The following is a 26493-nucleotide window of genomic DNA, read 5'->3' as shown; positions in this document are numbered from 1 at the left end:
GACCCCCAACGATAACCCGATCGACGGCGTAGGGGAGTGCCATGGCCGTCGACCGGGAGTGGTGGAAGGAGGGGGTCGTCTACCAGCTCTACGCGCAGAGCTTCAACGACAGCGACGGCGACGGCATCGGGGACCTGCCGGGGATCACCGAGAGGGTCGACTACCTCGACGAGCTCGGCGTCGACGTGGTCTGGTTGACCCCCGTCTACGACTCGCCGCTCGCGGACAACGGCTACGACATCCGCGACTACCGGTCCATCCACGACGATTACGGCACGATGGCCGACTGGGAGCGCCTGCGCGACGCGCTCCACGCGCGGGACATCCGGCTGGTCATGGACCTCGTCGTCAACCACACCTCCGACGAGCACGAGTGGTTCGAGCGCTCCCGCCGGCGCGAGGGGAAGTACGAGGACTACTACTACTGGCGCGAGGAGCCGCCGAACGACTGGGAGTCGCTGTGGGGCGACTCCGCGTGGGCCTACGACGAGGAGCGCGGGGAGTACTACCTGCACCTGTTCGACGCGAAGCAGCCGGACCTGAACTGGCGCAACCCCGACGTCCGCGAGGACGTCCACGAGATGATGCGCTGGTGGCTGGAGAAGGGCATCGACGGGTTCCGGATGGACGTCATCAACCTGATCGGCAAGCCCGACCCCATCCCGGAGGACCCGAACGGGCCGCGCTGGGGCGTCGACCACTTCGCGACCCACGAGACCACCCACGAGTTCATCCGCGAGATGTACGAGGAGGTCCTGTCGGACTACGACGTCATGACGGTCGGCGAGACGCCGCGAGTCACGATCGAGGACGCCCGGAAGCTCACCACGGAGGACGGCCTCGACATGGTGTTCCAGTTCGAGCATATGCACGTCGACCAACACCCGGAGGACCCGTGGGCGCGCACCGAGTTCGACCTGCGCGAGTTCAAGCGGATCATGTCGCGCTGGCAGACGGGCCTCGGCGAGGGGTGGAACAGCGTCTACCTCGGCAACCACGACCAGCCCCGCATCGTCTCCCGGTTCGGCGACGACGGCGAGTACCGCACCGAGTCCGCGAAGGCGCTGGCGACGTTCCTGCTCACCCTCGGCGGCACCCCCTTCCTCTATCAGGGCGACGAGATCGGGATGACGAACGTCCCGTTCGACTCGCTTGACGAACACCGCGACGTCTGGACCCACGACGAGATCGAGACCGCGCTCGAGACCGGCCGGATCGACTCGTTCGACGACATCGCGGACCAGGTCAACTACTGGACGCGAGACAACGCCCGGACCCCGATCCAGTGGACCGCAGCGGAGAACGCGGGCTTCACCGACGGTGAGCCGTGGATCAAGGTCAACCCCAATTACCCCGAGATCAACGTCGCCGACGCGCGCGGCGACCCCGACTCAGTATGGCACTACTACCGCGACCTGATCGCCGTGCGGGCCGAACACGACGCCATCATCTACGGGGATTACAGCCAGATCGCGGCCGAGAACGAGGACGTGTTCGCCTACGTGCGCTCGCTCGACGGCGAGCGGATCCTGGTCGTGATCGACTTCATCGGGCGCAGCGGCACCTTCGAACTCCCGGACGGCGTCGACCGGGAGGGGCTCGAACTCCTCGTCGCCAACTACGGCGTGTCGGACCCCGACCCCGCGGAGATCGACCTGCGGCCGTGGGAAGCGCGGGTGTACCACGACGAGTAGCTACTCTCGCCAGGCGATCCAGAGGAAGAGGGCGTTCGAAACCGACTTCACCAACTGGCCACGCTGGCGTTTCATCGCCAGCGTACGGGGAAGGGCAGGCACTCAAAGCGTGTCCTCGCGACCACGAGGACTCGCGCAAACTTGCGGACCTGGAACGAGCGCCGGAGGCGCTCGTTGGCGGACATTGAAAGGGCGAAGCGAGCGCTGCCAAGCGCTCGCGAGGGCTTTCAGAGGTAACCTTGTTCGCTCAGCAGTTCCCCGTTCAGCACGCTCGCGCCGGCGGCGCCGCGGATGGTGTTGTGAGCGAGGCAGTCGTACTGGATGCCGTCGCTGGTCTCCTGAACCGGCCCGGCCGCGATCCCCTGGCCGCCGTCGATGTTGCGGTCGAGGCGGGGCTGGGGGCGGCTCGGGTCATCGAAGACGCGGATGAGGTTCTCCGGCGAGGAGTGGAGGTCGAGGCCGGGCATCTCGCGGAACGCGTCCTCGGCGTCCGCGGCCGAGACGTCCTCCTTCGTCTCGGCCCAGACGTTTTCGAGGTGGCCGTCGAGCGTCGGGACGCGGTTGCACGAGGCGGCGACGTCCATTCCGTGCCACGAGACCTCCGCGCCGTCGAACTCGCCCAGCAGCTTGCGCGACTCGGTCTCCATCTTCTCTTCCTCGCCGCCGATGTGCGGGAGGACGTTGTCGATGATCTCCATCGAGGTGACGCCGTCGTAACCCGCGCCGGAGACGGCCTGTAGGGTGGAGACGGTGACCTTCTCCAGGCCGAACTGATCGAGCGCGGCCAGCGTCGGCACCATCGTGATCGTCGAGCAGTTCGGGTTCTTGATGAGCGCGCCGTCCCAGCCGCGCTCGTCGCGCTGGACCTCGATCAGGTCGAGGTGGTCGTGGTTCACCTCGGGGATGACGAGCGGCACGTCGTCGGCTAGCCGCGCGTTCGAGGAGTTCGAGGAGACGACGTAGCCCGCCTCGGCGAACGCCGGTTCGACCTGTTCGCCGACGCTGGAGGGGAGAGAGGAGAACAGCAGGTCGACGTCGTCCGGTACCGAGTCGGGCTCCGTCGCGCCGACGGTGATGTCGGCGGCCCCCTCGGGGATGGGGCTGTCGACGCGCCACTTGGCGGCGTCGCGGTACGTTCGCCCGGCGGAGCTTTCGCTCGCGGTGAGCGCCGCGATCTCGAAGTCGGGGTGCGGGTCGAGCAGTTGGATGAGGCGCTGACCGACCGCGCCGGTCGCGCCGAGAACGCCTACGGATACAGACATTGGCGTACCTACGACAGCGACGACGCAAAACCATTTGGATCAGGCCACCTTTTGCTGGCGATTCCGTACCGAACGATCGTCGGTATCCGCCCGAGAGCTCCCGGAGAGGCAGTCGGCTCGCGTGGGGGAGCAGCGAGACGGTGCGCGGCCGCAGAGTTGCCGAGCGCAGCGGCTGGTCGGCGCTACGTTCGCGGAGAACGACGCGACCTTACGCCTCGACCGTGCCGCTTTCCTTCCGCGTGACCCAGCCGGCGATGCGGTTGCGAACGCCCTTGGCCTCGATGTTCGTGAGCTCCTGCACGCTCTTTTTGTTCTGCTCGAAGTCTTCGTTGAACGCGTCCGGGTACCGCTCCAGGAGGATGTTCCCGGTCTTCTTGACGTAGTCGGGTTTGATCGGCATACCGAACCCTTACCCGGACTGGCCCTAAAATGATTCGTTCTGCGATTTCCACTCGGACAGTTCCGTCACGCGCCGGATGGCGGCGCGCTCGCGCTCGCCGCCGCAGGTCTCGACCACCTCCTCGAAGTACGCGAGGCGGTCCCGCAGGGCGTCGGCGTCGTAGGCGTCGACGCCGAGGCGGGAGGCGGCGACGGTCGCCTCGACGACGGCGTAGTAGCCGCGGTTGGTCGTCGGCACGGTCGTACGCTCGATTGCCGAGTCGACCGGTCGGAGCGCCCACTCCTCCCACCGCGTGCCGCCGTCCTCGCCCGCGTCGACCCGCTCCGCGTCGACCTCGGCCCAGGCGTCCGCGGCGTCGAGCACCGGCGCGTCGGTCTCGCGAACGGAGAGCGCGGCCTCGGCGAACAGCAGCGGGTCGCGCGCGAACTGGACGTAGCCTCCCCCCTGCCGGCGGAAGTTCCGGCGGGTACGGGTGTTCCCCCACGTCGTCGCGGTGACGGGGTCGCCGGCGTGGAGGCCGAGCGGGGCGACGTTCCAGCGGTCGTTCGGGCCGAGCGTGGCGACGAGCGACTCCGTCACGCCCCGCAGCTCGACGGGCCAGTCGCCGTCGCCGCTCATACCTCGATCCCGTCGCGTTCGAGCGCGACGAACAGGCCGGCGGCGACGATATCCGCCGTCGTCCCGGGGTTGACGCCGGACTCGACGAGCGACTCCGCGAACGCGTCGACGAGCTGGGGGCCGTCCTCCCGCGCCTCCTGCGCGCGGACCATGACGCTCCGGGCCGCCTCCGGCCCGTGCTGCTTTGCGACGAACGTGTCCGGTCGGCGCGAGAGCAGCCAGAGGAACGTCTCGGCGGCGCGCCCCGGGACCGGCCCCTCGCCGTCGGCGATGCGGTCGGCCGCGCGGAACGTCCGCTCGAAGCCGTCGACCCACTCGCGGGCGACGCCGTCGCGGTCGGCGCTCTCCGCTATCACCTCGTACAGCGTCAGGCCGCGTTCGCGCACTTCGGGGACGGCGTCGCTCCCGCGGCGCACGTCCAGCGCGTCGGCGTCCGCCGGCAGGTCGCCGGCGAACACGTCGACGTGGTCGAACGCGCGGTAGAAGTTCGCGGCGTCCTCGACCGTCGTGTCCTCGACGACCGCGGTGACGGCGTCGGGAGTGAGGTCCTCCGCCGCGCGGACGAGCGGCGTCAGGAGCAGCAGCGCCCCGAACTGCGTGTTGCCGCCGCGCTGCTGGCTCATCCCCTCGACCGCGCTTTCGAAGGCCTCCCCGACGGGCGCGCCGTCGGCCGCCGCGTCGAGGCCGTCGCGGGCGCCCACTGCGCCCGCAAGGAAGTGTTCGAACCGCAGGTCCGGGTACTCGCGCTCGCGGTCGACGTTGCCCGGTTTCGGCGTCCCCGCGACTTCGAGCAGAAGGGCGAGTTCGGCGTTCTGCGCCGGCGTTCTCATGGCCGTGGGTTTTCTCCCGCGGCCACTTAGGAGTGGGCTTCCGGCGCGAGGAGGTCGTCCGCAGCCGCGCGGACGCGCGACAGCACCGCCGGGTCATCGCTCGGCCGGCCGACGCTGACGGCGTCCGCGCCGTGCTCGACGTACTCGGCGACGGTCTCCCGGTCGCGCACGCCGTTGTTGGCGATCACGAACGCGTCCGTCGCCTCGACCACGTCGGCGACGACGCGCTCGGAGTCCATCGCGTCCACGTGGACGACGTCGGCCCCCGCCTCGTCGATCCGGCGAGCGGTCTCGGGCAGGTCGACGCCGCCGACCTCGGTGCGGACTTTCACGCTCACCGTCGCGTCGGTCTCCGCCGCCGCGCGGACGTACTCGCAGACCCGGTCCGTGTCGCGCAGGAGCGTCTGGCCGCAGCCGGCGGCGCAGAGTTCCTCCTGCCGGCAGTGGGCGTTGACTTCGAGGACGGCGTCGTGGGCGGCACAGACCGCGGCCGCCTCGCGGACCGGTTCCGGGGTCGCGCTCCGGACGTTGAACCCCGTCAGCAGCGGCGCGTCGTCGAGCGCCGCCAGTTGCTCGTCGATGAACGCGAGCGGGTCCGGCGGCAGGAACTCGGTCCGGTCGCGGCTCTCGACCATGTCGCGGGCGGCCGCGCGGGAGCGCTCGTCCAGCGCGATGCCGCCGAGGAAGGCGGCGCCCGCGAACTCGTCGGCCGCGCGGGCCCACTCGGCGTCGGCCTCGCCGCTGAGGCTCGCCAGGGCGACGCGGGGCGAGAACACTACGCGACCTCCGTCGCCTTCGCCTCCTCCAGGGCCTTCGCCGTCGCCTTCGCGACCCGGGCGGCGTCCTCGCGCCCGTTTATCTCCGTGTCCGTGCGGACGACCGGGCGGTCGAACTCCGTGCCGTCGTCCTCGTCGAGGACGAACGCGTCGGCGAAGGGGTACGCCGTCGTCAGGCCCGCGGTCGACGGCTCGCCGCCGACGGCCTCCATGAGGTCCCCGGCGGGGCCTGAGAACACCTCGTCCTCGACGAACGGCGAGACGGCGACGACGGTCGTCTCCTGGAGCTTCCCCCCGATGCCCTCGATAGAGAGCATCGGTCCGATGCTCGTCACCGGGTTCGACGGGCCGATCACGACGTCGTCCTCCAGCGCGTCGAGGACACCCGGCGCGGGCTCGGCCGCCGACGCGCCGCGGAACTCCACCTGCTCGACCTCGGGTTCGCCGCGGCGAGCGACCCAGTACTCCTGAAAGTGCATCTTCCCGTCGGGCGTGTGGATGAGGCTCGCGACCGGGTCGTCGCTCATCGGCAGGAGGTCGACGGAGAGGTCGAACCCGTCCGCGAACGTCTCGGTCACCTCGGAGAGCGTCTCCCCCCGGTCGAGCAGGCTCGTCCGGGTGATGTGGACCGCGCGGTCGCGGTCGCCGATCGTCATGAACTCCGCGACGCCGGAGAACCTGCGCCACGCGGCCAGGTCCCTGCCGGCGGTCTGCAGGTCGTCGGGGAGGTACTGCGGCCCCGTTTCGAGGCCCATCGCGCCGGCGATGTCGCCGAGCGCGCTGTGCGTGCGCTCCGTGTCGCCGCCGATCCCCCACCAGCTTTCCCGGTCCAGGATCCCTGCCCCCTGAAAGAGGAGGGTGTCGAGGTCGGGACAGACCATCAGCCCGCCGAGTTCGACGTCGTCGCCCGTGTTCGCGACCACTGTCGTGTCGTCCGGCGAGAACGCGGCGGCGGCACCGTCGAGGAGCTTCGGCGTGCCGGTGCCGCCCGAGAGAAACGTCACCATATATCCCCGTATTTCACCCGGGTGCCATATCGCTTCCGGCTAGCGCGGTCTCAGCGGTCGTCCACCCAGTCGGCGAAGCTCCCGTCGATCAGGGAATCGCGCTGGCGGTCGACGTACTCGCGCTGCATCCCGTAGACGGCTGCCTCGAAGGTGTCGCCGTTGTAGAGGCGCTTCCGGACCTGCTCGTGCTTCCAGTCCGCGGGGGTCAGCCGGTGGCGGGCGCGCTGGCGGAGCGGCCAGAGGTACTTCGCCGCCTCCTCGTCCGACAGCCCGCGGGCCTGCAGGCCCGCCTCGGCGTGGTCGAACAGGTCGGCGTACATGGCGTCGAACTCCGTCGTCGGCTCGCCGTCGTTGGTGATCCAGCGGAGGTCCGCGTCGAGGCCGTCCCGCATCGCGGCGTAGAAGTTGTCCCGCGCCACGTCCCAGTCCATGTCGGAGACGGGGTGTTCGAGCCGCGGCAGGCTCTCCATGAGGCCTGCAAAGGTAGCGAGCACGGCGACGGAGTCCCGGACCGTCGGCTGCGCCGCGACGGGGCGGAACTCGATGCGCGCGTTCGCCGACGAGCGGTCCGGCCCGCCGAACACGGGGCGGACCCACCGCCAGAACGTCCCGTGTTTCAGCCGGAAGTGGGCGAACTTGTCGTCGAAGCGGTCACCCTTCTCGACGGGCATCGGGACGAACGTGTCGTCCTCGGCGATCCGCTGGACGGCCTCCTCGACGGTCGAGATGTCCCGGGGGAACCGCACCTTCCCGGCCGTGTCGTGCTCGGCGTTGAGCACCGTCTCGAACACGCTGATCCGGTGTTCCATCCACGCGTCCGAGAGGATCGCCTCCGGGTCGGCGTCCTCGTCGTACAGGTCCGGCGGGAAGAACGGCGAGTTGACGCAGAGCGCGAGGATGGGACCGGCGACCCGCAGCGCGTACCGGAAGTAGCCGGGGAGGTCGACAGCCTGCGGCACCTGGTAGTGGGGCTGGATCGACGTGATGAGGCTCTCGGGCATCACCGTCGACGCGTCGAGGGTGACGTGCGGGGCGTCGAGGCGCATCCCGGCGACGTCCGCCCGGTCGGTGTTCGCCATCGCGTGGTACCGGACCGAGTCGCTCATGTTCGAGGCGATGCGGACGCCGCGGTCCTCGACGCTGTCGGTGAGGTACGACGCGGCCGTCTCCCCGGCGGGCGGGATGGTCCACATCCCGTCGCTGACCAGCCGCATCCCCTCCGCACCCGCCGTCTCCAGCGCGGTTGACAGGCGCGCTTTCACCTCCTCTTCCTGCGCGGCGATGCCGTGGGAGTTCATCGGCTGGGGGCTGACGGTCATCTCCGCGTTGTGCAGCCCGAGCTCCTTCTCGAAGCCGATGAGTTCGAGCAGTCGCCGGGGGACCCGCATCAGCGCGCAGGTGTCGCCGGCGTCCTGCTCGGAGCGGGTCTGCCGGGACTCCGGGCGCGGGTCGGCGACGGCGTAGAACTCGTACTCCAGCCCCAGAATGGCCTGCGGGTTGTCGAAGGTGCCGTCGCGTAGCTCTTCGACGATGACCTCGACCTCCTCGTCGACTCGCTCCTGAAACCGCTCGGCGTCGGTCGCCAGCACGTCGTCGACCGCCGCGGCGAGGTCCTCGTTCATTACCGTCTCCTGCGCCCGCGACGCTCTTGAAACCCGCGGCTGGCGTAGTTCTACGAGGTACGGACGTGCAGGCCGCGTGCGGCGACCTGGAAGGCAAAGTTCACCTGCGCGCTTCGACTACGAGGTGGTGATGGAGTTCGACGAGTTCGCCGAGCGCGCCGGAGAGATAGAGGCCGAGGCGGCCGACCTCGAAACCGTCGACCTGGTGACCGACCTGCTCGCGGCGGCCGGCGACGACCTGCCGACCGTCACCCGGTTCGTCCAGGGCCGGGTCTTCCCCGCGTGGGAGTCGACGACGCTCGACATCGGCCCGAACTACTGCTACGAGGCCATCGCCCGGGCCGCCGGACAGAACGTCTCCGCGGACGACGTCGAGGACCGCCTGGCGGAGCGCGGCGAGATCGGGGACGTGGCCGCCAGCTACGACTTCGGCGGGCAGCGGGGGCTCGGCGCGTTCGCCGGCGGCGAGGAGGCCGGCCTCACGGTCGGCGAGGTGGCCGACGAACTGGAGACGCTGGCCACTGCCGAGGGGGAAGGGAGTCAGGACAGGAAGATCGACCTCCTGTTCGGCCTGTTCAACCGGTGCGATCCGGAGGAGGCCCGCTACGTCGCGCGCATCGTCCTCTCGGAGATGCGCATCGGCGTCGGGGAGGGCACCGTCCGGGACGCCGTCGCGCAGGCGTTCGACGTGCCGGTCGAGTCCGTCGAGCGCGCCCTTCAGGTGTCGAACGACTACGGCCGCGTCGCGGTGGTCGCCCGCGACGAGGGCGAGGAGGGGCTGGACGCGATGCACCTCGACGTCGGCCGTCCCGTGCAGTCGATGCTGGCGCAGGCAGGCACCGTCTCGGGGGCGCTGGAGGACTGGGAGGAGGCCGCGGTGGAGTGGAAGTACGACGGTGCGCGGGTACAACTACACCACGACCCCGAGGGCGAGACGTGCGTCTTCTCCCGCAACATGGAGGACGTGACTGGCGCGCTCCCCGAGGTCGTCGAGTTCGCCGATGAGCGCGTCGACGAACCGGTCATCCTCGACGGCGAAGTCGTCGCCGTCGACGAGGACGGCGATCCGCTCCCCTTCCAGGAGGTCCTGCGGCGCTTCCGACGCAAGCACGACGTCGCCGCCGCCCGCGAGGAGGTCGCGGTGCGGCCGGTCTTCTTCGACTGTCTGCACCGCGGCGGCGACGACCTGCTCGACGCGCCGCTGACGGAGCGTCACGCGGAACTGACCGAGGTGCTCGGCGGCGGCGAGGGTCTCTCGAAGCTCTGGGTCACCGACGACCCCGACGAGATAGCCGATGTCGAGGCCGACTCCCTGGAGTCGGGGCACGAGGGGATCATGCTGAAGAACCCCGACTCGGCGTACTCGCCGGGCCGCCGCGGGAAGAACTGGCGCAAGCGCAAGCCCGACGTGGAGACGCTCGACCTCGTCGTCACCGGCGCGGAGTGGGGCGAGGGGCGCCGCGCGAACTTCCTCGGCACCTTCCTGCTCTCGGCGCGGACCGAAGACGTGTCCGAACAGGGTTCGGACGCTCGTGAGACCTCGTCTCACGGTGGGTACGAGACGCTCGGCAAGGTCGCGACGGGCATCACCGACGAGGAACTCGAGGAGCTGACCGAGCTGCTCGAACCCCACGTTCTCTCCGAGGACGGGCAGGACGTGGACGTCGAGCCCGCGGTCGTCTTCGAGGTCGGCTACGAGGAGATACAGGAGTCGCCCACCTACTCATCGGGCTACGCGCTCCGGTTCCCGCGCTTTCTGGCGGTCCGCGACGACGTTGACCCGGACGACGCGGACTCGCTCGAACGCGTGGAGCGACTGGCCGAGCAGCAGTGAGGCCGCCCCCGAACCCTTCCGCTTCGATACCGAACCTCACCCATGGTCGACCGAACCGATCAGGTGTACGATCGCGAAGCGGAGGGGTGGCAGCGGGGACTGTACGACGACGTGAAAGCGACGTTCCGCGCGCCGGTCGTCAACTGGATATTCCGGACCGCGGTGGCGAACGTTCCGGAGGTCACCCGCTACGCGTGGGGACAGGTGAAGCCCGTCTTCCAGACGCGGGCGTTCGCGGAGTTCACCGCCGAGTACCGCGACGCCGTCCTCGGGCCGCTGGAGGTCGGGGACGGCCTGCCGTCGTACCGCCGGGTCGACGTCGACGTATCGCCGGCCGAGTTCCGCGAACTGCGCGGCCAACTGGCGTCGTTCGACGTCGTCGCCCCGCGGCTCGCGGTGCTGTTCGAACTGCTCGACCGCGGCCTGTACGGCGACCTCTCGCCCGAACCGTCGACGGAGCGGGCGGACACTGCGCCGTTTCCGGAACACGTCGACCGCGACCGCGGGCGGTCACCGACGATGATCGACCCCGGAGACGTGCCGGACGGGGCCGAAGACGCGGCGTCCGGCCTCCGGTCGTTCCACGGCCTCGACTCCCTGCCGAGCGTCTACCGCTGTCTCGCGCAGTGGCCCGCCTACTTCGACCGGGCGTGGGGCGACCTCGAACCGACGCTGACCGGCGACGCGTTCTCCGACGCGCGGGAGCGCGCGGACGAGACGACCGCCGTGTTCGTCGACGGGATCGCCTACCGCCCTCGCATCGCCCCCGACGACCTGCGCGGGGCGGGGTTCACCGACGAACAGGTCGACGACTGCCTCGAACTGTTCCGGCCGTTCGTCGACGGCCCCGTCGGGAGCGTCCTGCCGGCCATCCACGCGTTCGCGGCGACGGTGGGCGTCGTCGGGGACCGCGGGACGGACTGACCGTCCGCGTCTGGGTCGCGCCGGGCCGTCGCCGATCCGGATCGTTATGGGGCGCTCGTCCCTCCGTTCGGGTATGACCGTTTCCTACGACGACCTGACGATCGACTGGCTCGGCTACGCGACCGCCAGGATCGAGGCGGACGGGACGGTGGTCTACGTCGACCCAGGCCGGTACGGCGTGCTCACCGGCGAATGGGAGCCCTCCACGCCCGGCGTCGGGCACCCGGAACCCCGGGACTACGCGCCCGGCGACGCCGACCTCGTCTGCGTCACCCACGACCACCACTACGACTCCGACGGGATCGAACGCGTGGCGAACGAGGAGACGACCGTCGTCGTGTACGATGCGGTGTACCCGCCGGGGATCGACCGCGACGTAGCGCCTCTGGACGACCTCCCCGGCGAGGTGGTCCGGGTCGGCGAGCACGACGACGAGCTGTTCGCCGACGTGGTCGTGCGGACCGTCCCCGCGTACAACGACCCCGACGGGCCGCACACCCGGACCGACGGCGAGCCGTACCACCCCGAGGGGTTCGGCGTCGGGTTCCACCTGACGCTCGGCGACGAGCGGGTGTTCTGGCCGGGCGACAGCGACGCGCTCCCGGGACACGAGGAGCTCGACGTCGACGTGTTCCTCCCGCCGATCGGCGGGAGCTTCACGATGGACCGCCGCGAGGCGGCCGACCTCGCCGCGGCGCTGGCGCCCGACCTCGTCGTGCCGATCCACTACAACACGTTCGAGGCGCTGGAGGCCGACTCGCGCGCGTTCGCCGCCGACATCGCCGCGGCCGGGGTGCCCGTCGCGCTGGACGAGCGCGGCGGCCGGCGATAGTTTCAGCGCGCCGTCGGAACAACTAAGCGGGGGACGGGCGTTCCTCGACGTATGGAAGACGGCGGGAACGAACGGGCCGGCGCCGACCGGGCCGGACCGAACGAGGCGTACTGCACCAGCTGCGGCGCCGTCGTGAACGCGAAGGCCGTCATCTGCCCCGAGTGCGGCGTCGAACAGGGGCCGAACGCCGGGAGCGACGGCGACTCCGAGTTCCAGCAGCGCCTCGTCGACGAGCAACTGCGCGGCTGGGAGGTGCAGGACCGCTACCGCGACAGCGTGGTGCTCGTCAAGCGGTCCCCCGGCAGCCTCGGGATGCACGCGCTCGTGTTTTTCCTCACGATCTGGTGGACCGGCGGCCTCGGCAACGCCCTCTACGCGGCCTACAAGTACTTCGTCGACGTCGACAGGAAGGTGATCCGCCGCGACGCGGACTCGGCGAGCGACCTCTCGGTCGCCGACGAGATCCACTGTCGCTCCTGCGGCGAGCAGATAAACGCGAGGGCGGACATCTGCCCGCACTGCGGCGTCCGCACCGTCACCACGGGCGAGACCGACCGGAGCCGAGTCGACGAGACGCTGTCGCCCGCCGACATCGAGGACTCGTCGGACACCGACGTCGTCTCCTGGATCCTGGGCGTACTGCTCACGATCGGCGGGATCGGCGCGGCGACCAGCGCAGGGATCGGTTCGATCCTCACTGGCATCTTCATGCTCGCCCTCGGTCTCTATCTCATCCCGCCGATCCGCGAGCGGGTCCGGAGCACCTACCCCCCGTCCGCGTTCGGTCGTCACCAGCGGGTCGAGGAGACCGTCCTCCGCGGCGGCGAGCGTCCCTGCTCCATCTGTTTCGACCCCGTCGAGGAAGGCGTCGAGCGGGAGTACCACGACGAGTTCGTCCTCTTCGGCGTCCCCGTGTACACCTACGAGAGCGGGACCAACGAGTACTGCCGCGACTGCGTCAGCGGCCGTGCCGTCGACGCCGGCGTCGGGGACCTCTCGGACGCGACCACCGCGAGCGACGGCGAGCGCGCGGTCGAGTTCGAGACGGAGTAGCTCGACCGCGATCGGCAGCCTCGTCCAGTGGTAACGATTAACGTGATATGTGTCGCCGCGATAGATGTACGTATGTCGGAATTCGATCTCGTAGAGGAACTACGAGACAGCGTCGGGGACGAGTTACGAATGGCGCTCGTGTACGGAGAAACGGAGTACGAGAACCTCTACCTCCGGGACGACATCCGCGACGAGTACACGGAGGCGGACCTCGAAGGGCTTCGACGCGAGATCATCGTCTTCGGTCTCGGGAAAGAGCGGATCGGGGACGTCACGCACGTCGGGGAGCTCCGGCACATCATCTACGACACGGAGGGCGCGCTGTCGATCCAGTTCCCGCTCGGCGAGTACGAGGGGGTGTTCGTCAGCATCGGAAACGAGGCCCAGAGCGAACTGTTCGACGTCATCGAGGCGACGCGGGCGTGGATCGACGTGTAGTGATCCGCGACCCGTCTCGCGGCCCCGCCCGTCACTCGTATCCGCTTTCCCGCTCCGCCCGAATCCACCGGTAGTCGTACCCGTCGAGGTCGAACTCGTACCGGCCGTCGTTCCGCCGTCGCCCGCCGTCGCCGAGGATCGCGCGGACCGGGCCGGCGGCGCCCGGATCGACGGCGACGGTCGTCGGGTCGTCGGCGAGGTTGTGCACGGCCGCGACGGATGCTTCACCGCCCTCGCAACGGTGGGCGAAGACGTTCGTGGCGTCGACGTCCGCTACCGCGAAGTCCCCGACTCCGATCCCCGGTGCGTCGTTTCGCGCCTCGATCAGGCGCTCGAAGAAAGCCAGCAGCGAATCGTCGTCCGCCCGCTGGTCGGCGACGTTGACGCGATCGTAGGCGAACGGGCCGTCGGATACCACGGGACGGACGAGATCCTCCGGGTCCGCTGTCGAGAAGCCCGCGTTCTCGTCGTCGCTCCACTGCATCGGCGTCCGGACGGCGGTGCGCCCCGCGAGCGAGAGGTCTTCGCCCATCCCGATCTCGTCGCCGTACACCAGCATCGGCGCGCCGGGGAGCGAGAACAGCAGGCTGTACGCGAGCTCGATCCGCCGACGGTCGCCGTCGAGCATTGGTGCGAGGCGCCGGCGGATCCCTCGACCGTAGATCCGCATCGACGGGTCCGGGGCGAACGCCTCGAAGACGGTCTCTTTCGCCGCGTCGTCGAGCGATCCGATGTTGAGCTCGTCGTAGTTCCGAAGGAAGTTCACCCAGTCGCCGCCGTCGGGGAGGTCGGGCAGGCCGGCGAGCAGCTCCCTGATCGGATCGCCGGACTCCGCCGCCAGCGAGTGGTATAGCGCGGCGTTCAGCACGAAGTTGAGGAGGAGATTCAGCTTCTCTGGGCCGGCGAACGACGGCAGCTCCTCGGTCGGCACGTCGGCCTCCCCCAGCAGGACGGCGTCCTCGCGGTACGCGGCGGCGGCCGACCGGAGGGTCCGGAGGAGGTCCGTCGGGTCTTCCGGGGCCGGCATACCCGGGCGCTTCTCCTGCACCATCAGTCCCGCGGCGTCGACCCGGAACCCCGATACGCCCAGCCGGAGCCAGAATCCCATGATCTTCCGGATCTCCTCCCGGACGTCCGGGTTCGTCAGGTCGAGGTCGGGCTGGAACGGGTAGAACCGGTGATGGTAGTACGCACCTGCCTCGGCGTCGAACGACCAGACGCGCTCGTCGTCCACCTCTCCGGGGAACACCTGTCCCCGCGACGGGTCGGCCGGCGGCGGGTCCGTCGACCAGACGTAGTAGTCGCGGTACTTCGAGTCGGGGTCCTCCCGGGCCCGCTTGAACCACGGGTGCTCGTTCGACGTGTGGTTGACCACCAGATCGATCAGGACGCGAACGTCCCGCTTCTCCGCGGCGCGGACGAACTCGACGAAGTCGCCGAGGGTCCCGTGTCGGGGGTCGACCCCGTAGTAGTTGGCCACGTCGTACCCGTTGTCCCTGTTCGGCGTCGGGTAGAAGGGAAGCAGCCAGAGGCAGTCGACGCCCAGCTGCGTGAGGTGGTCCAGCCGGTCGGCGAGCCCCTGAAAGTCCCCGACACCGTCGCCGTCCGAGTCCTGAAACGCCTCGACGTCGACCGCGTACACCGTCGCGTTCTCGTACCAGCCGGATCCGTGTTCGGCCACGCTCGGTCGTCCACGCCGAGGGTGAAAAACGGTCGCCCGTCGCGACGCGCGGACGGCCGTCGACGCGTGCCGCGCGTCCTTACTGGACGCCCATCTGGCTGAGACGCTCGGGCATCACCTTCCGAAACCTCTACTCGGTGCGCGTCCTTACAGGACGCCCATCTCGCTGAGACGTTCCGGAAGGTACGTCTCCGTCACGAAGTCCAACCCCCTCGACGCGAGCGCCTGCTGCTCGGCCTTCTTCCCGATGTCTAACTGCAGTTCGATCTGCTCCTCCCAGTAGTCGGTCTGGAAGCGGGGATCCTCGAGTTCGCTCTCCAGAGCGTTGATGTCGGAGTCCGAGAGGGGGTCCGTCGGCAGGTCGTACTCCACGATGTCCTCCGGCTGGATGCCGATGAACTGGGCCTCCGGCGTGGCGAGGTACTCCGAGAGGTGCGCGCTCTTGATCGACCCGTAGGAGACCGACCCGAAGATGCGGTACGACCAGGGGTCGCCGTCAGTGAACACCGTGACCGGGAGCTCCAGTTCGTCGTGCAGGCGCTTGATGAGCCGCCGGGTCGCCCGGGCGGGCTGGCCGCCGAGGTGGACGACCAGCGCGTCGTACTCGTCGTCGAAGCCGTTCTCGACCAGCCGGTCGCGCATGCCGCCGGTCTCCACGCAGAGGACGAACTCCGCGTCGTTGTCGAGGAACTCGATGGTGTCCGGGTTGTTCGGGATCTGGTAACCGCCCTGCCCGACGTCCTTCTGGCAGTGGATCTCCCGGTCGCCGCGGTTCGTCTGCTCGCGGAGAAGCAGCGGCCCCATCACCTTGGCCCCGGACTCCTCCGGGCGCATGTGGAAGTCCTCGCGTTTCACCTCCGAGACGATCTCCAGGTCCTCGATGAGCTGGTTCGACTCGTCCTGGTTGTTGAACTGCGCTTCCTCGGTCTCCCACGACTCCGAGAGGTAGTAGAGTTCACGCAGGGTCGACGAGCGGTCCTCGTCCAGTTGCTCGGCGAGGAAGTCGATCGTGTAGATCGCCTTCAGCAGCTTGCGCGCCCCGCGGACGCTTTTCGCGGACCGGGTGCTCTGGCGGTCGCCGTACACCCAGACGTTCTCGTTCTCGTCGTACTCGATGTTGCTCTTCGTCCGGGTGGGCAGCGTCATCTCCGGGACGTCGCCCTCCTCGAACTGGTCGTAAAACTCCGCCGCGAGTTCGATGAGTTCCTCGCGCGCGTCCGCGTCTGTGTCAGTGCTCATTGTTGATAGTCAGTTTCTCCGTCTCGACCCCGTCCACGTCGAGGTCGAACGATGCGTCGTCGGCCGTCTCGTAGGCGAGCGTCGCCTCGTCGCCGCTGCCCACGTCGACCGACCACTTGACGAACCACTCGCCGTCCATCTCGACGGCGGTGGCGTCGTCCGGCAGGTCCCGCGGTTCGGCGGTGACGATGTCGGTCAGCTCCAGGGACTCGCTCGCGTTCGAGTGGTTCTCGACGGTCACCTCGACGACGTTCCCGTCGCCGTTGGCCTTCACGTCGCGGCCGACGCGGACGTTGTTCATGATCCGGGCCATCGCGTCGCTGATGTCCGGCTCCTCGTTGTCGGTCACCGAGGCCACCTTCTCCGCCATCTCCGGCAGGATGGTCGCGAGCACGTCCTGTTTCTTCCGGCGTTTCTCCATCGACCGGCGCTTCTTCAGGTAGCTCTTCAGGTCGCGGGCTGCCTCCCGGATGGCGAGTTCGATCTCGTCCTCGATCTCGGGGATGTTGGCGATGGCGTCCTTCGACTCGCTGGTGAAGGGGACGTTCGTCGAGGCGACGTGGACCATGATGACGACCGGGCCGTTCGGGATGCCGCTTCCGCCGGGCTGGTCGAGGTTGTAGTTCCGCCAGCCGATCTGCTTGACCACGTCGGTTGTCGCGCAGGCCCCGCGCTGGTAGACCAGCGGCACGCGGTTGGCGAAGCGCATCACCTCGGCCTTGCCCTCGTCGGGCAGTTCGCCGCCGTAGGCGATGCCCGCCTCGACGATGAACGGGTCGCCGCCGGTGACCTCCGCGTCGCGGGTCGCCGCGGCGTAGAAGTCCGCGTCGAACTCCTTTTTCAGGCCCGCCTCGACCAGTTCGTCGGTGATGGGCGCGAGGCAGTTCGTCGGCGGGGCCATGATGTCCGTCGCGCGCATCGCTTCGAGCAGTTCGCTCGCCGCGTCCCGGTCGTCCGCGAGTTCGCGGACCTTCGGCACGTCGTCGGGCACGGTCGCCATCACGGACCAGATCGCCTCGACGACGTTCTCGCGGGCCGTCTCGCCGATGCTCACGTCCTCTCGCTCGGCGGTTCGGTCGGCCGCCCAGCCGACGTACTCGGCCAGTTCCTCGCGGGTCAGGCGGTCGCGGGCGTCCTCGTCGTTGCGGAAGCGGTTGGCGATCCGCGAGGCGAGCGACTCGACCGTCGCGTCGTCTTTCCGCCTGCTCGTGGCCTCGTCGACGAGGCCGTAGAGGTCGGCCGCGCGCCGCCCCTCGGGCACCTCGTCGTCATCGTCCGCGCCCAGGATCGCCGACCAGGCCGCCTCGACGGCGTTTTCCTGCACCGTCGAACCGAAGGTCGCGGCGAAGCCGTCGCCGACCTGCTCGGCCGCCTCGGCGACCGCGTCCCGTAGCTGGTAGTGGGCGATCCGGTCGTGGCTCGCGACGCGTTCGGCGACGGCCGCGCCGAAGGCGTCGGTCGCGTCGGCTCCCTTGTTCGCCGTGGCGTTCGCGACAGCTTCGGCGACGTCGGCGTCTTCGTGGTCGCGAGGCGGTTCCCACGTCATCTCGCGGCCGAAGTGCCGGTCCCGGAAGTTGTCGATGACGCTGTCGGAGGTCTTGGCGCCGACGCGGGTGAACTCCTCCTGGAGGAACCCGGAGACGGAGTGGGAGTTCGTCGCCGCTAGCATCTTCAGGACGGTGCCGAGTTCGACGCCGTGGGGATGCGGGCGGATCTCCTCGGTCTCGTCCGGGAGCTGGTCGGTCGCGCGCTCGAACTTGAAGTGCTCCTGGGGCTCGCGGAGTTCGAGGCGGGCGTGCGGGTTGACGACTGCCGTGTGCTTGATGTAGTCGTGGAGCTGCTGCCGGGCGCGCATGTTCGCCTCCATCTCCATCTCGATGCGCGTCCCGTGCGGGCGGTCCCACGAGGTGGTCTCCTCGACGCTGATCTCCGGCTCGTTCTCGTCCGTGTCGATGATCAGCTCGAAGTACTCGGCCTCGCTGGACCCCTGGGTGCGGCTGGTGATCTTCGCGGGTTTCCCGCTCGTCAGCTGAGAGTAGAGGACGGCGGCGGAGATACCGATACCCTGCTGACCGCGAGACTGCTCCCGGGCGTGGAAGCGAGACCCGTAGAGGAGTTTCCCGAAGACCTTGGGCAGTTGCTCTTTCGTGATGCCCGGCCCGTTGTCCTCGACGACGAGCTTGTAGTAGTCGCCGACCTCCTCTATCTCGACGTAGATATCGGGGAGGACGCCGGCCTCCTCCGCGGCGTCCAGCGCGTTGTCGACCGCCTCTTTGACCGCAGTTACCAACCCTCGGGCCCCGCTGTCGAACCCGAGCATGTGCTTGTTCTTCTCGAAGAACTCGGCGATGGAGATCTGGCGCTGGCTCTCGGCCAGCTCCTCCGCGATCTCCGATTCCTCGCCGAGCGTCGACTGGAACGAGGTCATCGTGTGCCCTCTGTTAGTCGTGGGGAGTTTAAAACCTGTATGCTACCGCGGTGAAAGTGAAGCGGGGCGCCGCCGTCCCGGGCCGCACGCGCCGCGGTGGGATCGGCCGTCGTCTCGCAGTGGAGGACATACTTCGCGGCCGCCACGTCGAGGACCGGGCTCGGCTCGCTCGTTCGTGCCGTCGAGGAGACACGTCACGGCCGACCCCCGGGAGACGGCCCCGGTTCCGCGAGGTACGCGTCCTGTCACGAATCCGCGCACGCGCGAGCGCGTACGTGACTTTTATTACCCCCGCAGGCCTAACCGGAAACAGATTTTATGAGCGAAGAGACAGAGTACGGTGCCGGCCAGATCCAGGTACTGGAAGGCCTGCAAGCCGTACAGAAACGTCCCGCGATGTACATCGGTTCTACGGACTCGCGAGGCCTACACCATCTCGTCTACGAGGTCGTCGACAACTCGATCGACGAAGCCCTCGCCGGTCACTGCGACGAGATCACCGTCACGATCCACGACGACGACTCCGTCAGCATTCACGACGACGGCCGCGGCATCCCGGTCGACACCCACGAGGAGTACGACAAGCCCGCCCTCGAGGTCATCATGACCGTCCTCCACGCGGGCGGGAAGTTCGACAACAAGTCCTACCAGGTCTCCGGCGGCCTCCACGGCGTCGGGGTCAGCGTGGTCAACGCGCTGTCGAAGTGGCTCGAAGTCGAGGTGAAACGGGACGGCGCCGTCTGGAAGCACCGCTACGACCACGGCGAACCCGAGTACGACATCGAGCGCGTCCGGGACATGGAACCGGACGAGGACACTGGCACCACCATTCGCTTCTGGCCTGACGACGACATCTTCGAGCACACCGACTTCACGTACTCGACGCTGGAGAGCCGCCTCCGAGAACTCGCCTTCCTCAACTCCGGCGTGGCGATCACGCTCCGCGACGAGCGCGACGAGACCGAGGACACGTTCCGGTACGAGGGCGGTATCCGCGAGTTCGTCGAGTACCTGAACGAGACCCGGACCGCGCTCCACGAGGACGTCATCTACTTCGAGGACGAGGAGGAGGGCATCCAGGTCGAGGTGGCGCTGCAGGCCACCGACGAACTGCAGGGCTCGCTCCACGCCTTCGCCAACAACATCAACACGCGCGAGGGCGGCACCCACCTCACCGGGTTCAAGACGGCCCTGACCCGCATCGTCAACGACTACGCGAGCGACAACGGCCTCCTCGGCGACTTAGACGAGAACCTCAAGGGCGAGGACATCCGCGAGGGGCTGACCGCGGTCATCTCTATCAAACACCCCGACCCGCAGTTCGAGGGGCAGACGAAGACGAAACTCGGCAACAGCGAGGTCCGCGGCATCGTCGAGAGCACCATGCACGACGGGCTCGGCACCTTCTTCGAGGAGAACCCCGACACCGCCGAGGCCATCGTCTCGAAGGCCGTCGAGGCCGCGAAGGCGCGCAAAGCCGCAAAGAAGGCCGAGGAGCTCACCCGCCGCAAGAGCGCGCTCGAGTCCACGGCGCTGCCCGGAAAGCTCGCCGACTGCCAGACCAAGGACCCGAGCGACTCGGAGCTGTTCATCGTGGAGGGCGACTCCGCGGGCGGCAGCGCGAAGCAGGGCCGCAACCCCGAAATACAGGCCATCCTCCCGCTCGGCGGGAAGATCCTCAACGTCGAGAAACACCGCCTCGACCGGATCCTGGAGAACGACGAGATCCGGAACATGATCACCGCCATCGGGACGGGGATCGGCGACGAGTTCGACATCGAGGACGCCCGCTACGAGAAGATCATCATGATGACGGACGCGGACGTCGACGGGGCCCACATCCGGACGCTCCTGCTGACGCTGTTCTACCGGCACATGAAGCCGCTGCTGGAGGCGGGCTACGTGTACGCCGCCCAGCCGCCGCTGTACCGCGTCCGGTACCGCGGGAACACGTACGACGCAATGACCGAGGCCGAGCGCGACCGGATCGTCGAGGAGAAGTGCAACGGCAATCCCACGCAGGTCCAGCGGTTCAAGGGCCTCGGCGAGATGAACCCCCAGCAGCTCTGGGACACGACGATGGACCCCGAGAACCGCGTCCTCAAGCAGATCACCATCGAGGACGCGGCCGCAGCGGACAAGATGTTCTCCGTGCTGATGGGCGACGCCGTCGAGCCGCGAAAGCAGTTCATCAAGGAGCACTCCCCCGAAGCCGAATGGGTGGACATCTAACATGAGTTCGGAATCGCCAGATCCGACGGACGTAGACGCCGACGCGGCGCGCGTCGAGCGCGTCCGCATCGAGGACGAGATGGAGCAGAGCTACATCGACTACGCGATGAGCGTCATCGCCGGCCGCGCCCTGCCGGACGTCCGGGACGGCCTCAAGCCGGTCCACCGGCGCATCCTCTACGCGATGCACGAGATGGGCGTGACCAGCGGATCGAGCCACCGCAAGTCCTCGTCCGTGGTGGGCGAGACGATGGGTGACTACCACCCGCACGGCGACGGCCCCATCTACGACACGCTGACGCGGATGGCCCAGGACTTCTCGATGCGCTACCCGCTGGTCGACGGCCAGGGGAACTTCGGCTCGATGGACGGCGACCCCGCGGCCGCAATGCGGTACACGGAAGCCCGGATGAGCCCCATCTCGGAGGAACTGCTCGCCGACATCGAGAAGGACACCGTCGACTACCAATCGAACTACGACGACCGGCTCATGGAGCCCGAGGTGCTGCCCTCGGCGTTCCCGAACCTGCTGGTCAACGGCTCGTCGGGCATCGCCGTCGGGATGTCGACGAACATCCCCCCGCACAACCTCGGCGAGGTGATCGACGCGACTGTCCACCTCATCGACAACCCGGACTGCGACGTCGACGACCTGATGGAGCACGTCAAGGGCCCCGACTTCCCGACCGGCGCGAACATCGTCGGCCGCGACGCCATCTACTCCGCGTACTCGACCGGTCGCGGTCGGGTCCGCGTCCGCGCCGAGTTCGAGGTCGAGGACGACGAGCGCATCGTCATCACGGAGGTCCCCTTCCAGGCGAACAAGGCCCGCCTCGTCGAGCGCATCGCCGAGGACGTCAACGAGGGGAAGATCGAGGGCGTCCGCGACCTGCGCGACGAGTCCGACCGCAACGGCGTCCGCGTCGTCATCGAACTCAAGCGCGGCGCGAACGCCGAGGTCGTGAAGAACCAGCTGCTCGAACACCACCTCGAAACCACCTTCGGCGTCATCAACCTCGCGCTGGTCGACGGCCAGCCCCGGGTCCTGACGCTGAAGGAGACCCTCGAGGAGTACGTCGCGCACCGCAAGGAGGTCGTTCGCCGGCGCAGCCAGTACGACCTCGACGAGGCCGAGGACCGCGCGCATATCCTCGAAGGCCGCCTGACGGCGCTGGAAAACGTCGACGACGTGGTCGACCGGATCCAGGACGCCGAGGACCGCGACGCCGCGAAGGAGGCGCTGATCGAGGCGTACGACTTCTCGCAGGACCAGGCCGACCACATCGTCCGGATGCAGCTCGGCAGCCTCACGTCGATGGAGGCCGCCGAGATCAAAGAGGAGTACGAGCAGGTCCAGGAGCGCATCGAGCGCCTCGAAACCATCCTCGGCGACGAGGACGAGCTCCTCGCCGTGATCAAAGAGGAGCTCCGCGAGATCAAAGAGGAGTACGCCGACGACCGCAAGACGAGCATCGTCGAAGACGAGGGCACCGTCACCCACGAGGACCTCATCCCCGAGGAGGACGTGATCGTCGTCGTCACCGAGGACGACTACGTGAAACGGATGCCTCTCGACCGCTTCGACCCGCAGAACCGCGGCGGGAAGGGGATCATCGGCGTCGACGTGAAGGAGGGCGACCGCGTCTCGAAGGTGTTCCGCGCGAACACGCACGACTACCTGCTCTGCTTCACGAACCAGGGGCAGGTGTACCGCCTGAAGACCTACGAGATCCCCGAGATGAGCCGGACCGCTCGCGGCAAGTCCGCGGTCAACCTCATCGACTTCGACGACGGCGAGGAGATAACCGCCGTCGTCGCCACCGACGAGTTCGAGGCCGACGAGTGCGTCACGACCGTCACCCGCGACGGCTACATCAAGCGCACCGCCGCCGCGGAGTTCGAGAACATCCTCTCGACCGGCATCATCGCCGCGGACTTAGAGGACGGCGACGAGCTCGTCGACGTGGCGGTGACCGACGGCAGCGAGGACCTCGTCGTCGCCACGCGGAACGGCATGACGATCCGGTTCGACGAGGCGGAGGTCCGCGAGATGGGCCGCAACGCCCGCGGCGTCGGCGCGATCAAGCTGGAGGGCGACGACGAGGTCGCGGGCCTCGTCGCGACCGACGAGGGCGACGACCGCGCCCTGCTGACCGTCACCGAGAACGGCTACGGGAAGCGCACGCCGCTGTCGGAGTACCGCACCCAGTCCCGTTACGGCAAGGGCCTCATCGACATCAAGACCGGCGAGCGCAACGGCCGCGTCGTCTCGGTGAAGTCCGTCGGCGAGGCAGACGACCTCGTCGCCATGAGCGACCGGGGCCAGATCATGCGCACCCGCGCGAACGACGTCTCCTCGGTCGGGCGGAACACGATGGGCGTCACCGTGATGGACGTCGTCGAGGGCGACACGGTCGCGAGCGTCGACGTCATTCCGGGAAGCGACGAGTAACGACCGCCGTCTTTCCGTCCGTTCTTTTTCGCCTTCACTGCCGGTCGCGCGCCCGCTCTATCGCCACGAGCAACGCGTCCGCGTCGGCCGTACCGACGAGCAGGGCGCTTCGTTCCGAGCGCCTTTCCGCGAGGCGGTCGTAGCGCGCGCATGCTCGTGCTCGGCGACGCGCACGCGTCCGACCCGGAGAACCGCGAGGCGCTCCTCGCCGCCTACGACGCCGCCGGCGCGGACGTCGCGCTTCACGTCGGCGATCTGGAGCACTACGACCTGCCGGTCCCGACGTACTTCGTCGCCGGCAACAACGAGGACTTCGACGTGATAGCGTCGATGCGGGAGAACGCAACGCTCGGGGAGCGAAACGCCCGCCTGTTAGCGAGCACCGCGGCGGACGTGGAGGGCATCAGGGTCGCCGGCCTCTCCGGCAACTACGCGCCGACGCAGTACGAGAAGTCGCGCGACGACCTCGCCGGCGACCGGCGCCGGCACTTCACGCACGAGGACGTGCGGGCGGCGATGGCGCTCGACGACGTCGACGTGTTCCTCACGCACGAGGCGCCGCAGGGGCTCATGGGGCGGGGGAGCGCCCACGTCGACGACATCCTGCGGACCCTTCGGCCGGATCTGTGTCTCGTGGGCCACCACCACCGCCACGCAGAGGGACGGTTCGAGGAAACACGGCTCGTCGGCCTGGAACCGGTCTGGGAGAGCTACTACCGGCTCGATCCGGCGACGCTGGAACTGGAGCGCTTCGACGCGCCGGACTAGAGGATACGGTCGCCGAACGCGCTGGCCGCCAGTTCGACGGCGAGCTGCGCGGTCTCGTTGTGCTCGTCGAGGATGGGGTTGACCTCCACGAGTTCCATCGACCGGAGGACCCCCTCGCGCTCGTCGCGCTCGGCGACTTTCTCCATCGCAGAGTGGGCCTCGCGGTAGCTGACGCCGCCCCGGACGGGTGTGCCGACGCCCGGCGCTTCCTTGGGGTCGAGCCAGTCCAGATCGAGGCTGACGTGGACGCCGTCGGTGCCGTCCGTCGCCACGTCGAGTGCGTCCTCGACCACGTCGTTGACGCCGCGATCGTCGATGTCAGACATCGTGAACGCGGTCACGTCGCTCTCGCGGATCGCCTGGCTCTCGGCGTCGTCGACGCTCCGCAGACCGACGATGGCGACGTTCTCCTCGGTGAGGCCGGGCGCGTGCGCCCAGTCCGTCGCGCCGAGTTCGCCGTGGCCCAGCGCCGCGGCAAGCGGCATCCCGTGGACGTTCCCGCTGGGGGAGGTCGCCGGCGTGTTGAAGTCGCCGTGGGCGTCGAACCACACGACCCCGATCGACGCGTCGCGGGCCGCGCCGCCGATGGTCCCCATGGCGATGGAGTGGTCGCCGCCGAGAGCGAGCGGCGTGTCGCCGTCGGCGATCGCGTCGGCCGTGGCGTCGGCGAGGCGGGTACAGACCTCCTCGATCTCGTTGACGTACTTCGCGTCGCCCGTGTCGGGTTCGATGTGGTCGGGGTCGCGCTCCTCCGCTCGCGGCGCCGGGAGGTCGCCCGCGTCGGCGACGTCGCCGCCCGCTCGCTCGATCGCCTCGGCGAGGCCGGCGTACCTGATAGCCGAGGGGCCCATGTCGACGCCCCGACGGTTCGCACCGTAGTCGGCGGGGACGCCCGTCACTCTGACAGTGTCGTTCATGGAGAGTTCTCCGCCGGCGGAGGGATTAAAACCCGCGAAACGCGCGGGAGCCGTCGCCGGAATCGAACGGATTCAGCGGTACGGTTCGCAGACCTGGCGGACGCCGACCTAACCGAACTATTTTGCGCCATTGGTCTTGATTCCGTACTACGACAGCATCGTTCGAACCGCTTCGCACCGCGTGGGTTGCTGTGACGATTACGAGTCGAAGCGACTGCAGGGGTTCGTCGCCGTCGCCTCCGTGGTGCTTGGATTCCTCATGTCGTGGGTACTCAGCCTCATTTGGATAGAAATATTCGGATTCCCCCGGATCATGACGACGCTCACGAGGTACGTTGCTATCTTCACTTTCTTCTTCCTCCTGAGCTATCCGGTCAACGAAACGTCACTGCTTGAATGAACGACTCCGAAGAGCGTCGAGCGAGGAGTATTACTCGTAGTGCGAGCAGACCCGCTCGAGACCTTCTCCGAAGCTTATCTCGGGTTCCCACCCGGTCGCCGCTTTCATCTTCGAGATGTCGGCCATCGTGTCGTGGACGTACACCTTCTCGGGAATGGGGTTCTCGACGTACTCGGGTTCCACGTCCGTCCCGAGTTCCTCGTTCAGGCGCTCGACCAGCTCGTTGATACTGTAGGACTCGCCGGTGCCGAGGTTGTATATGCCGTCGAGTTCGTGATCGGCCGCGAGCTCGAGACCGCGGACGATGTCGTCGACGTGGGTGAAGTCACGGGTCTGCGTACCGTCGCCGTAGATGACCGGCGACTCGCCGTGGGCGATGTCGTCGGCGAACTGCGCGATGAGGTTGGCGAACTCGCCCTTGTGTTCTTCCGCCCCACCGAACCCCTCGTAAACGCTGAAGAAGCGCATCCCCGCCATCGACATGTCGTAGTGGTACGAGAAGTAGTCGCCGTACTGCTCGCGCGAGAGCTTCGAGGCCTCGTAGCCGGTTCGAGCGTTCACGTCCATGGCCTCGGGCGAGGGTTCGGTGCGGTCCCCGTAGATAGAGGACGTCGAAGCGTAGACCACCGTGTCACACCCCTCCTCGCGGACCTGCTCCACGGCGTTGACGAACCCCTCGACGTTGACTCGCGCTCCCCGTTTCGGGTCCTCCTCGTGCATCTTGTACGACGACAGCGCCGCGAGGTGGAACAGCACGTCCACTCCTTCGGTCGGCAGGTCCTCGTCCAGCACGCTCGCGTCGCGAAACTCCACGTCGTCTCTGAGGTTCTCGGGCGTGCCGAGATAGAGGTCGTCGACGACGACCACGTCGTTCTCCTCGGCGAGGTGGTTCGCCAAGTTCGACCCGATGAATCCGGCACCGCCGGTGACGAGCACGCGCTTGCCGTTCATACTTCCGACCCCGGCGACCAACCGCAAAGGAGTATCGTTTCGTCCCGGCGGCGGCCCGGCTCGCGTCCCGCATCAGAAAGATTCACTACGCCGGTAGTACCTTCATAGTTGTACAGGAAACCCGGTGTTACCGCG

At 68.4% G+C, this 26493-nt stretch carries 22 protein-coding genes; 10 read left to right on the top strand and 12 right to left on the bottom strand.

What is annotated here, in order from left to right:
• The first annotated feature begins 41 nt into the window (after positions 1-41).
• Complete coding sequence (locus tag D8670_RS14350; protein WP_121818813.1) at positions 42-1694, top strand: glycoside hydrolase family 13 protein; 1653 nt, start codon at positions 42-44, stop codon at positions 1692-1694.
• A 227-nt stretch (positions 1695-1921) separates the two neighbouring features.
• On the opposite strand, the gene asd is transcribed toward D8670_RS14350, so the two are convergent.
• The 7 genes from asd to D8670_RS14315 all read right to left on the bottom strand — a co-directional run bounded on the left by asd (position 1922) and on the right by D8670_RS14315 (position 8209).
• Positions 1922-2956 (bottom strand): aspartate-semialdehyde dehydrogenase, encoded by a 1035-nt coding sequence (gene asd, locus D8670_RS14345; protein ID WP_121818812.1) that lies wholly within the window; start codon positions 2954-2956, stop codon positions 1922-1924.
• A gap of 208 nt (positions 2957-3164) precedes the next feature.
• Entirely contained in the window at positions 3165-3356 is a 192-nt protein-coding gene (locus tag D8670_RS14340) for a 30S ribosomal protein S17e (protein WP_121818811.1), read from the bottom strand.
• Positions 3357-3380: 24 nt separating this feature from the next.
• Positions 3381-3974 carry a DUF447 domain-containing protein gene (locus D8670_RS14335; RefSeq protein ID WP_121818810.1) on the bottom strand — a complete coding sequence of 198 codons (594 nt, stop codon included), beginning with the start codon at positions 3972-3974 and terminating at the stop codon, positions 3381-3383.
• Entirely contained in the window at positions 3971-4804 is an 834-nt protein-coding gene (locus D8670_RS14330; RefSeq protein WP_121818809.1) for a triphosphoribosyl-dephospho-CoA synthase, read from the bottom strand. The genes D8670_RS14335 and D8670_RS14330 overlap by 4 nt, the downstream gene beginning before the upstream one ends.
• A gap of 26 nt (positions 4805-4830) precedes the next feature.
• Positions 4831-5580 carry a tRNA-dihydrouridine synthase gene (locus D8670_RS14325; RefSeq protein WP_121818808.1) on the bottom strand — a complete coding sequence of 250 codons (750 nt, stop codon included), beginning with the start codon at positions 5578-5580 and terminating at the stop codon, positions 4831-4833.
• Complete coding sequence (gene cofD, locus D8670_RS14320) at positions 5580-6587, bottom strand: 2-phospho-L-lactate transferase (RefSeq protein ID WP_121818807.1); 1008 nt, start codon at positions 6585-6587, stop codon at positions 5580-5582. The genes D8670_RS14325 and cofD overlap by 1 nt, the downstream gene beginning before the upstream one ends.
• Positions 6588-6637: 50 nt before the next feature.
• The gene (locus D8670_RS14315) at positions 6638-8209 is read right to left on the bottom strand and encodes a glutamate-cysteine ligase family protein (protein WP_121818806.1); all 1572 of its coding nucleotides are present in this window, start codon (positions 8207-8209) and stop codon (positions 6638-6640) included.
• Between the two features lie 130 nt (positions 8210-8339).
• On the opposite strand from D8670_RS14315, the gene ligA reads away from it, so the two are divergent.
• The 5 genes from ligA to D8670_RS14290 all read left to right on the top strand — a co-directional run bounded on the left by ligA (position 8340) and on the right by D8670_RS14290 (position 13290).
• Positions 8340-10043: an ATP-dependent DNA ligase LigA gene (gene ligA / locus D8670_RS14310; RefSeq protein ID WP_121818805.1), complete on the top strand. Its 1704-nt coding sequence runs from the start codon at positions 8340-8342 to the stop codon at positions 10041-10043.
• Between the two features lie 42 nt (positions 10044-10085).
• On the top strand, positions 10086-10967 hold the full coding sequence (locus tag D8670_RS14305) for a halocarboxylic acid dehydrogenase DehI family protein (protein WP_121818804.1): 882 nt from the start codon (positions 10086-10088) through the stop codon (positions 10965-10967).
• A gap of 73 nt (positions 10968-11040) precedes the next feature.
• Complete coding sequence (locus D8670_RS14300; protein WP_121818803.1) at positions 11041-11799, top strand: MBL fold metallo-hydrolase; 759 nt, start codon at positions 11041-11043, stop codon at positions 11797-11799.
• Between the two features lie 51 nt (positions 11800-11850).
• Complete coding sequence (locus D8670_RS14295; RefSeq protein ID WP_121818802.1) at positions 11851-12852, top strand: DUF8108 domain-containing protein; 1002 nt, start codon at positions 11851-11853, stop codon at positions 12850-12852.
• A 72-nt stretch (positions 12853-12924) separates the two neighbouring features.
• Positions 12925-13290: a DUF7522 family protein gene (locus D8670_RS14290; RefSeq protein ID WP_121818801.1), complete on the top strand. Its 366-nt coding sequence runs from the start codon at positions 12925-12927 to the stop codon at positions 13288-13290.
• 31 nt (positions 13291-13321) lie between these two features.
• On the opposite strand, the gene D8670_RS14285 is transcribed toward D8670_RS14290, so the two are convergent.
• The 3 genes from D8670_RS14285 to D8670_RS14275 all read right to left on the bottom strand — a co-directional run bounded on the left by D8670_RS14285 (position 13322) and on the right by D8670_RS14275 (position 18638).
• On the bottom strand, positions 13322-14971 hold the full coding sequence (locus D8670_RS14285; protein ID WP_121818800.1) for an alpha-amylase family protein: 1650 nt from the start codon (positions 14969-14971) through the stop codon (positions 13322-13324).
• 147 nt (positions 14972-15118) lie between these two features.
• Positions 15119-16210, bottom strand: a complete 1092-nt coding sequence (locus D8670_RS14280; protein WP_121818799.1) for a DNA topoisomerase IV subunit A — start codon at positions 16208-16210, stop codon at positions 15119-15121.
• The gene (locus D8670_RS14275; RefSeq protein ID WP_121818798.1) at positions 16200-18638 is read right to left on the bottom strand and encodes a DNA topoisomerase VI subunit B; all 2439 of its coding nucleotides are present in this window, start codon (positions 18636-18638) and stop codon (positions 16200-16202) included. Before D8670_RS14275 ends, D8670_RS14280 begins: the two co-directional genes overlap by 11 nt.
• A 318-nt stretch (positions 18639-18956) precedes the next feature.
• Between D8670_RS14275 and gyrB the strand changes: the two genes are divergently transcribed.
• The 3 genes from gyrB to D8670_RS14260 all read left to right on the top strand — a co-directional run bounded on the left by gyrB (position 18957) and on the right by D8670_RS14260 (position 24090).
• Positions 18957-20870: a DNA topoisomerase (ATP-hydrolyzing) subunit B gene (gene gyrB / locus D8670_RS14270; RefSeq protein WP_121818797.1), complete on the top strand. Its 1914-nt coding sequence runs from the start codon at positions 18957-18959 to the stop codon at positions 20868-20870.
• 1 nt (position 20871) lies between these two features.
• Positions 20872-23322: a DNA gyrase subunit A gene (gyrA, locus tag D8670_RS14265; RefSeq protein WP_121818796.1), complete on the top strand. Its 2451-nt coding sequence runs from the start codon at positions 20872-20874 to the stop codon at positions 23320-23322.
• A gap of 150 nt (positions 23323-23472) precedes the next feature.
• Positions 23473-24090, top strand: coding sequence for a metallophosphoesterase family protein (locus D8670_RS14260; RefSeq protein ID WP_121818795.1), 618 nt, complete (start codon positions 23473-23475; stop codon positions 24088-24090).
• Here the strand turns inward: D8670_RS14260 and rocF are convergent.
• The gene (gene rocF, locus D8670_RS14255; RefSeq protein ID WP_121818794.1) at positions 24087-25007 is read right to left on the bottom strand and encodes an arginase; all 921 of its coding nucleotides are present in this window, start codon (positions 25005-25007) and stop codon (positions 24087-24089) included. The genes D8670_RS14260 and rocF overlap by 4 nt on opposite strands.
• A 130-nt stretch (positions 25008-25137) precedes the next feature.
• Between rocF and D8670_RS14250 the strand changes: the two genes are divergently transcribed.
• Positions 25138-25407, top strand: a complete 270-nt coding sequence (locus tag D8670_RS14250; RefSeq protein ID WP_121818793.1) for a hypothetical protein — start codon at positions 25138-25140, stop codon at positions 25405-25407.
• A 30-nt stretch (positions 25408-25437) separates the two neighbouring features.
• On the opposite strand, the gene D8670_RS14245 is transcribed toward D8670_RS14250, so the two are convergent.
• Positions 25438-26358 (bottom strand): NAD-dependent epimerase/dehydratase family protein, encoded by a 921-nt coding sequence (locus D8670_RS14245; protein ID WP_121818792.1) that lies wholly within the window; start codon positions 26356-26358, stop codon positions 25438-25440.
• Positions 26359-26493: the final 135 nt, after the last annotated feature.

Origin of the sequence: Halostella limicola, assembly GCF_003675875.1 — an archaeon.
Lineage (GTDB): Archaea > Halobacteriota > Halobacteria > Halobacteriales > Natronoarchaeaceae > Halostella > Halostella limicola.
This window is presented reverse-complemented; position numbering and strand designations above follow the sequence as displayed.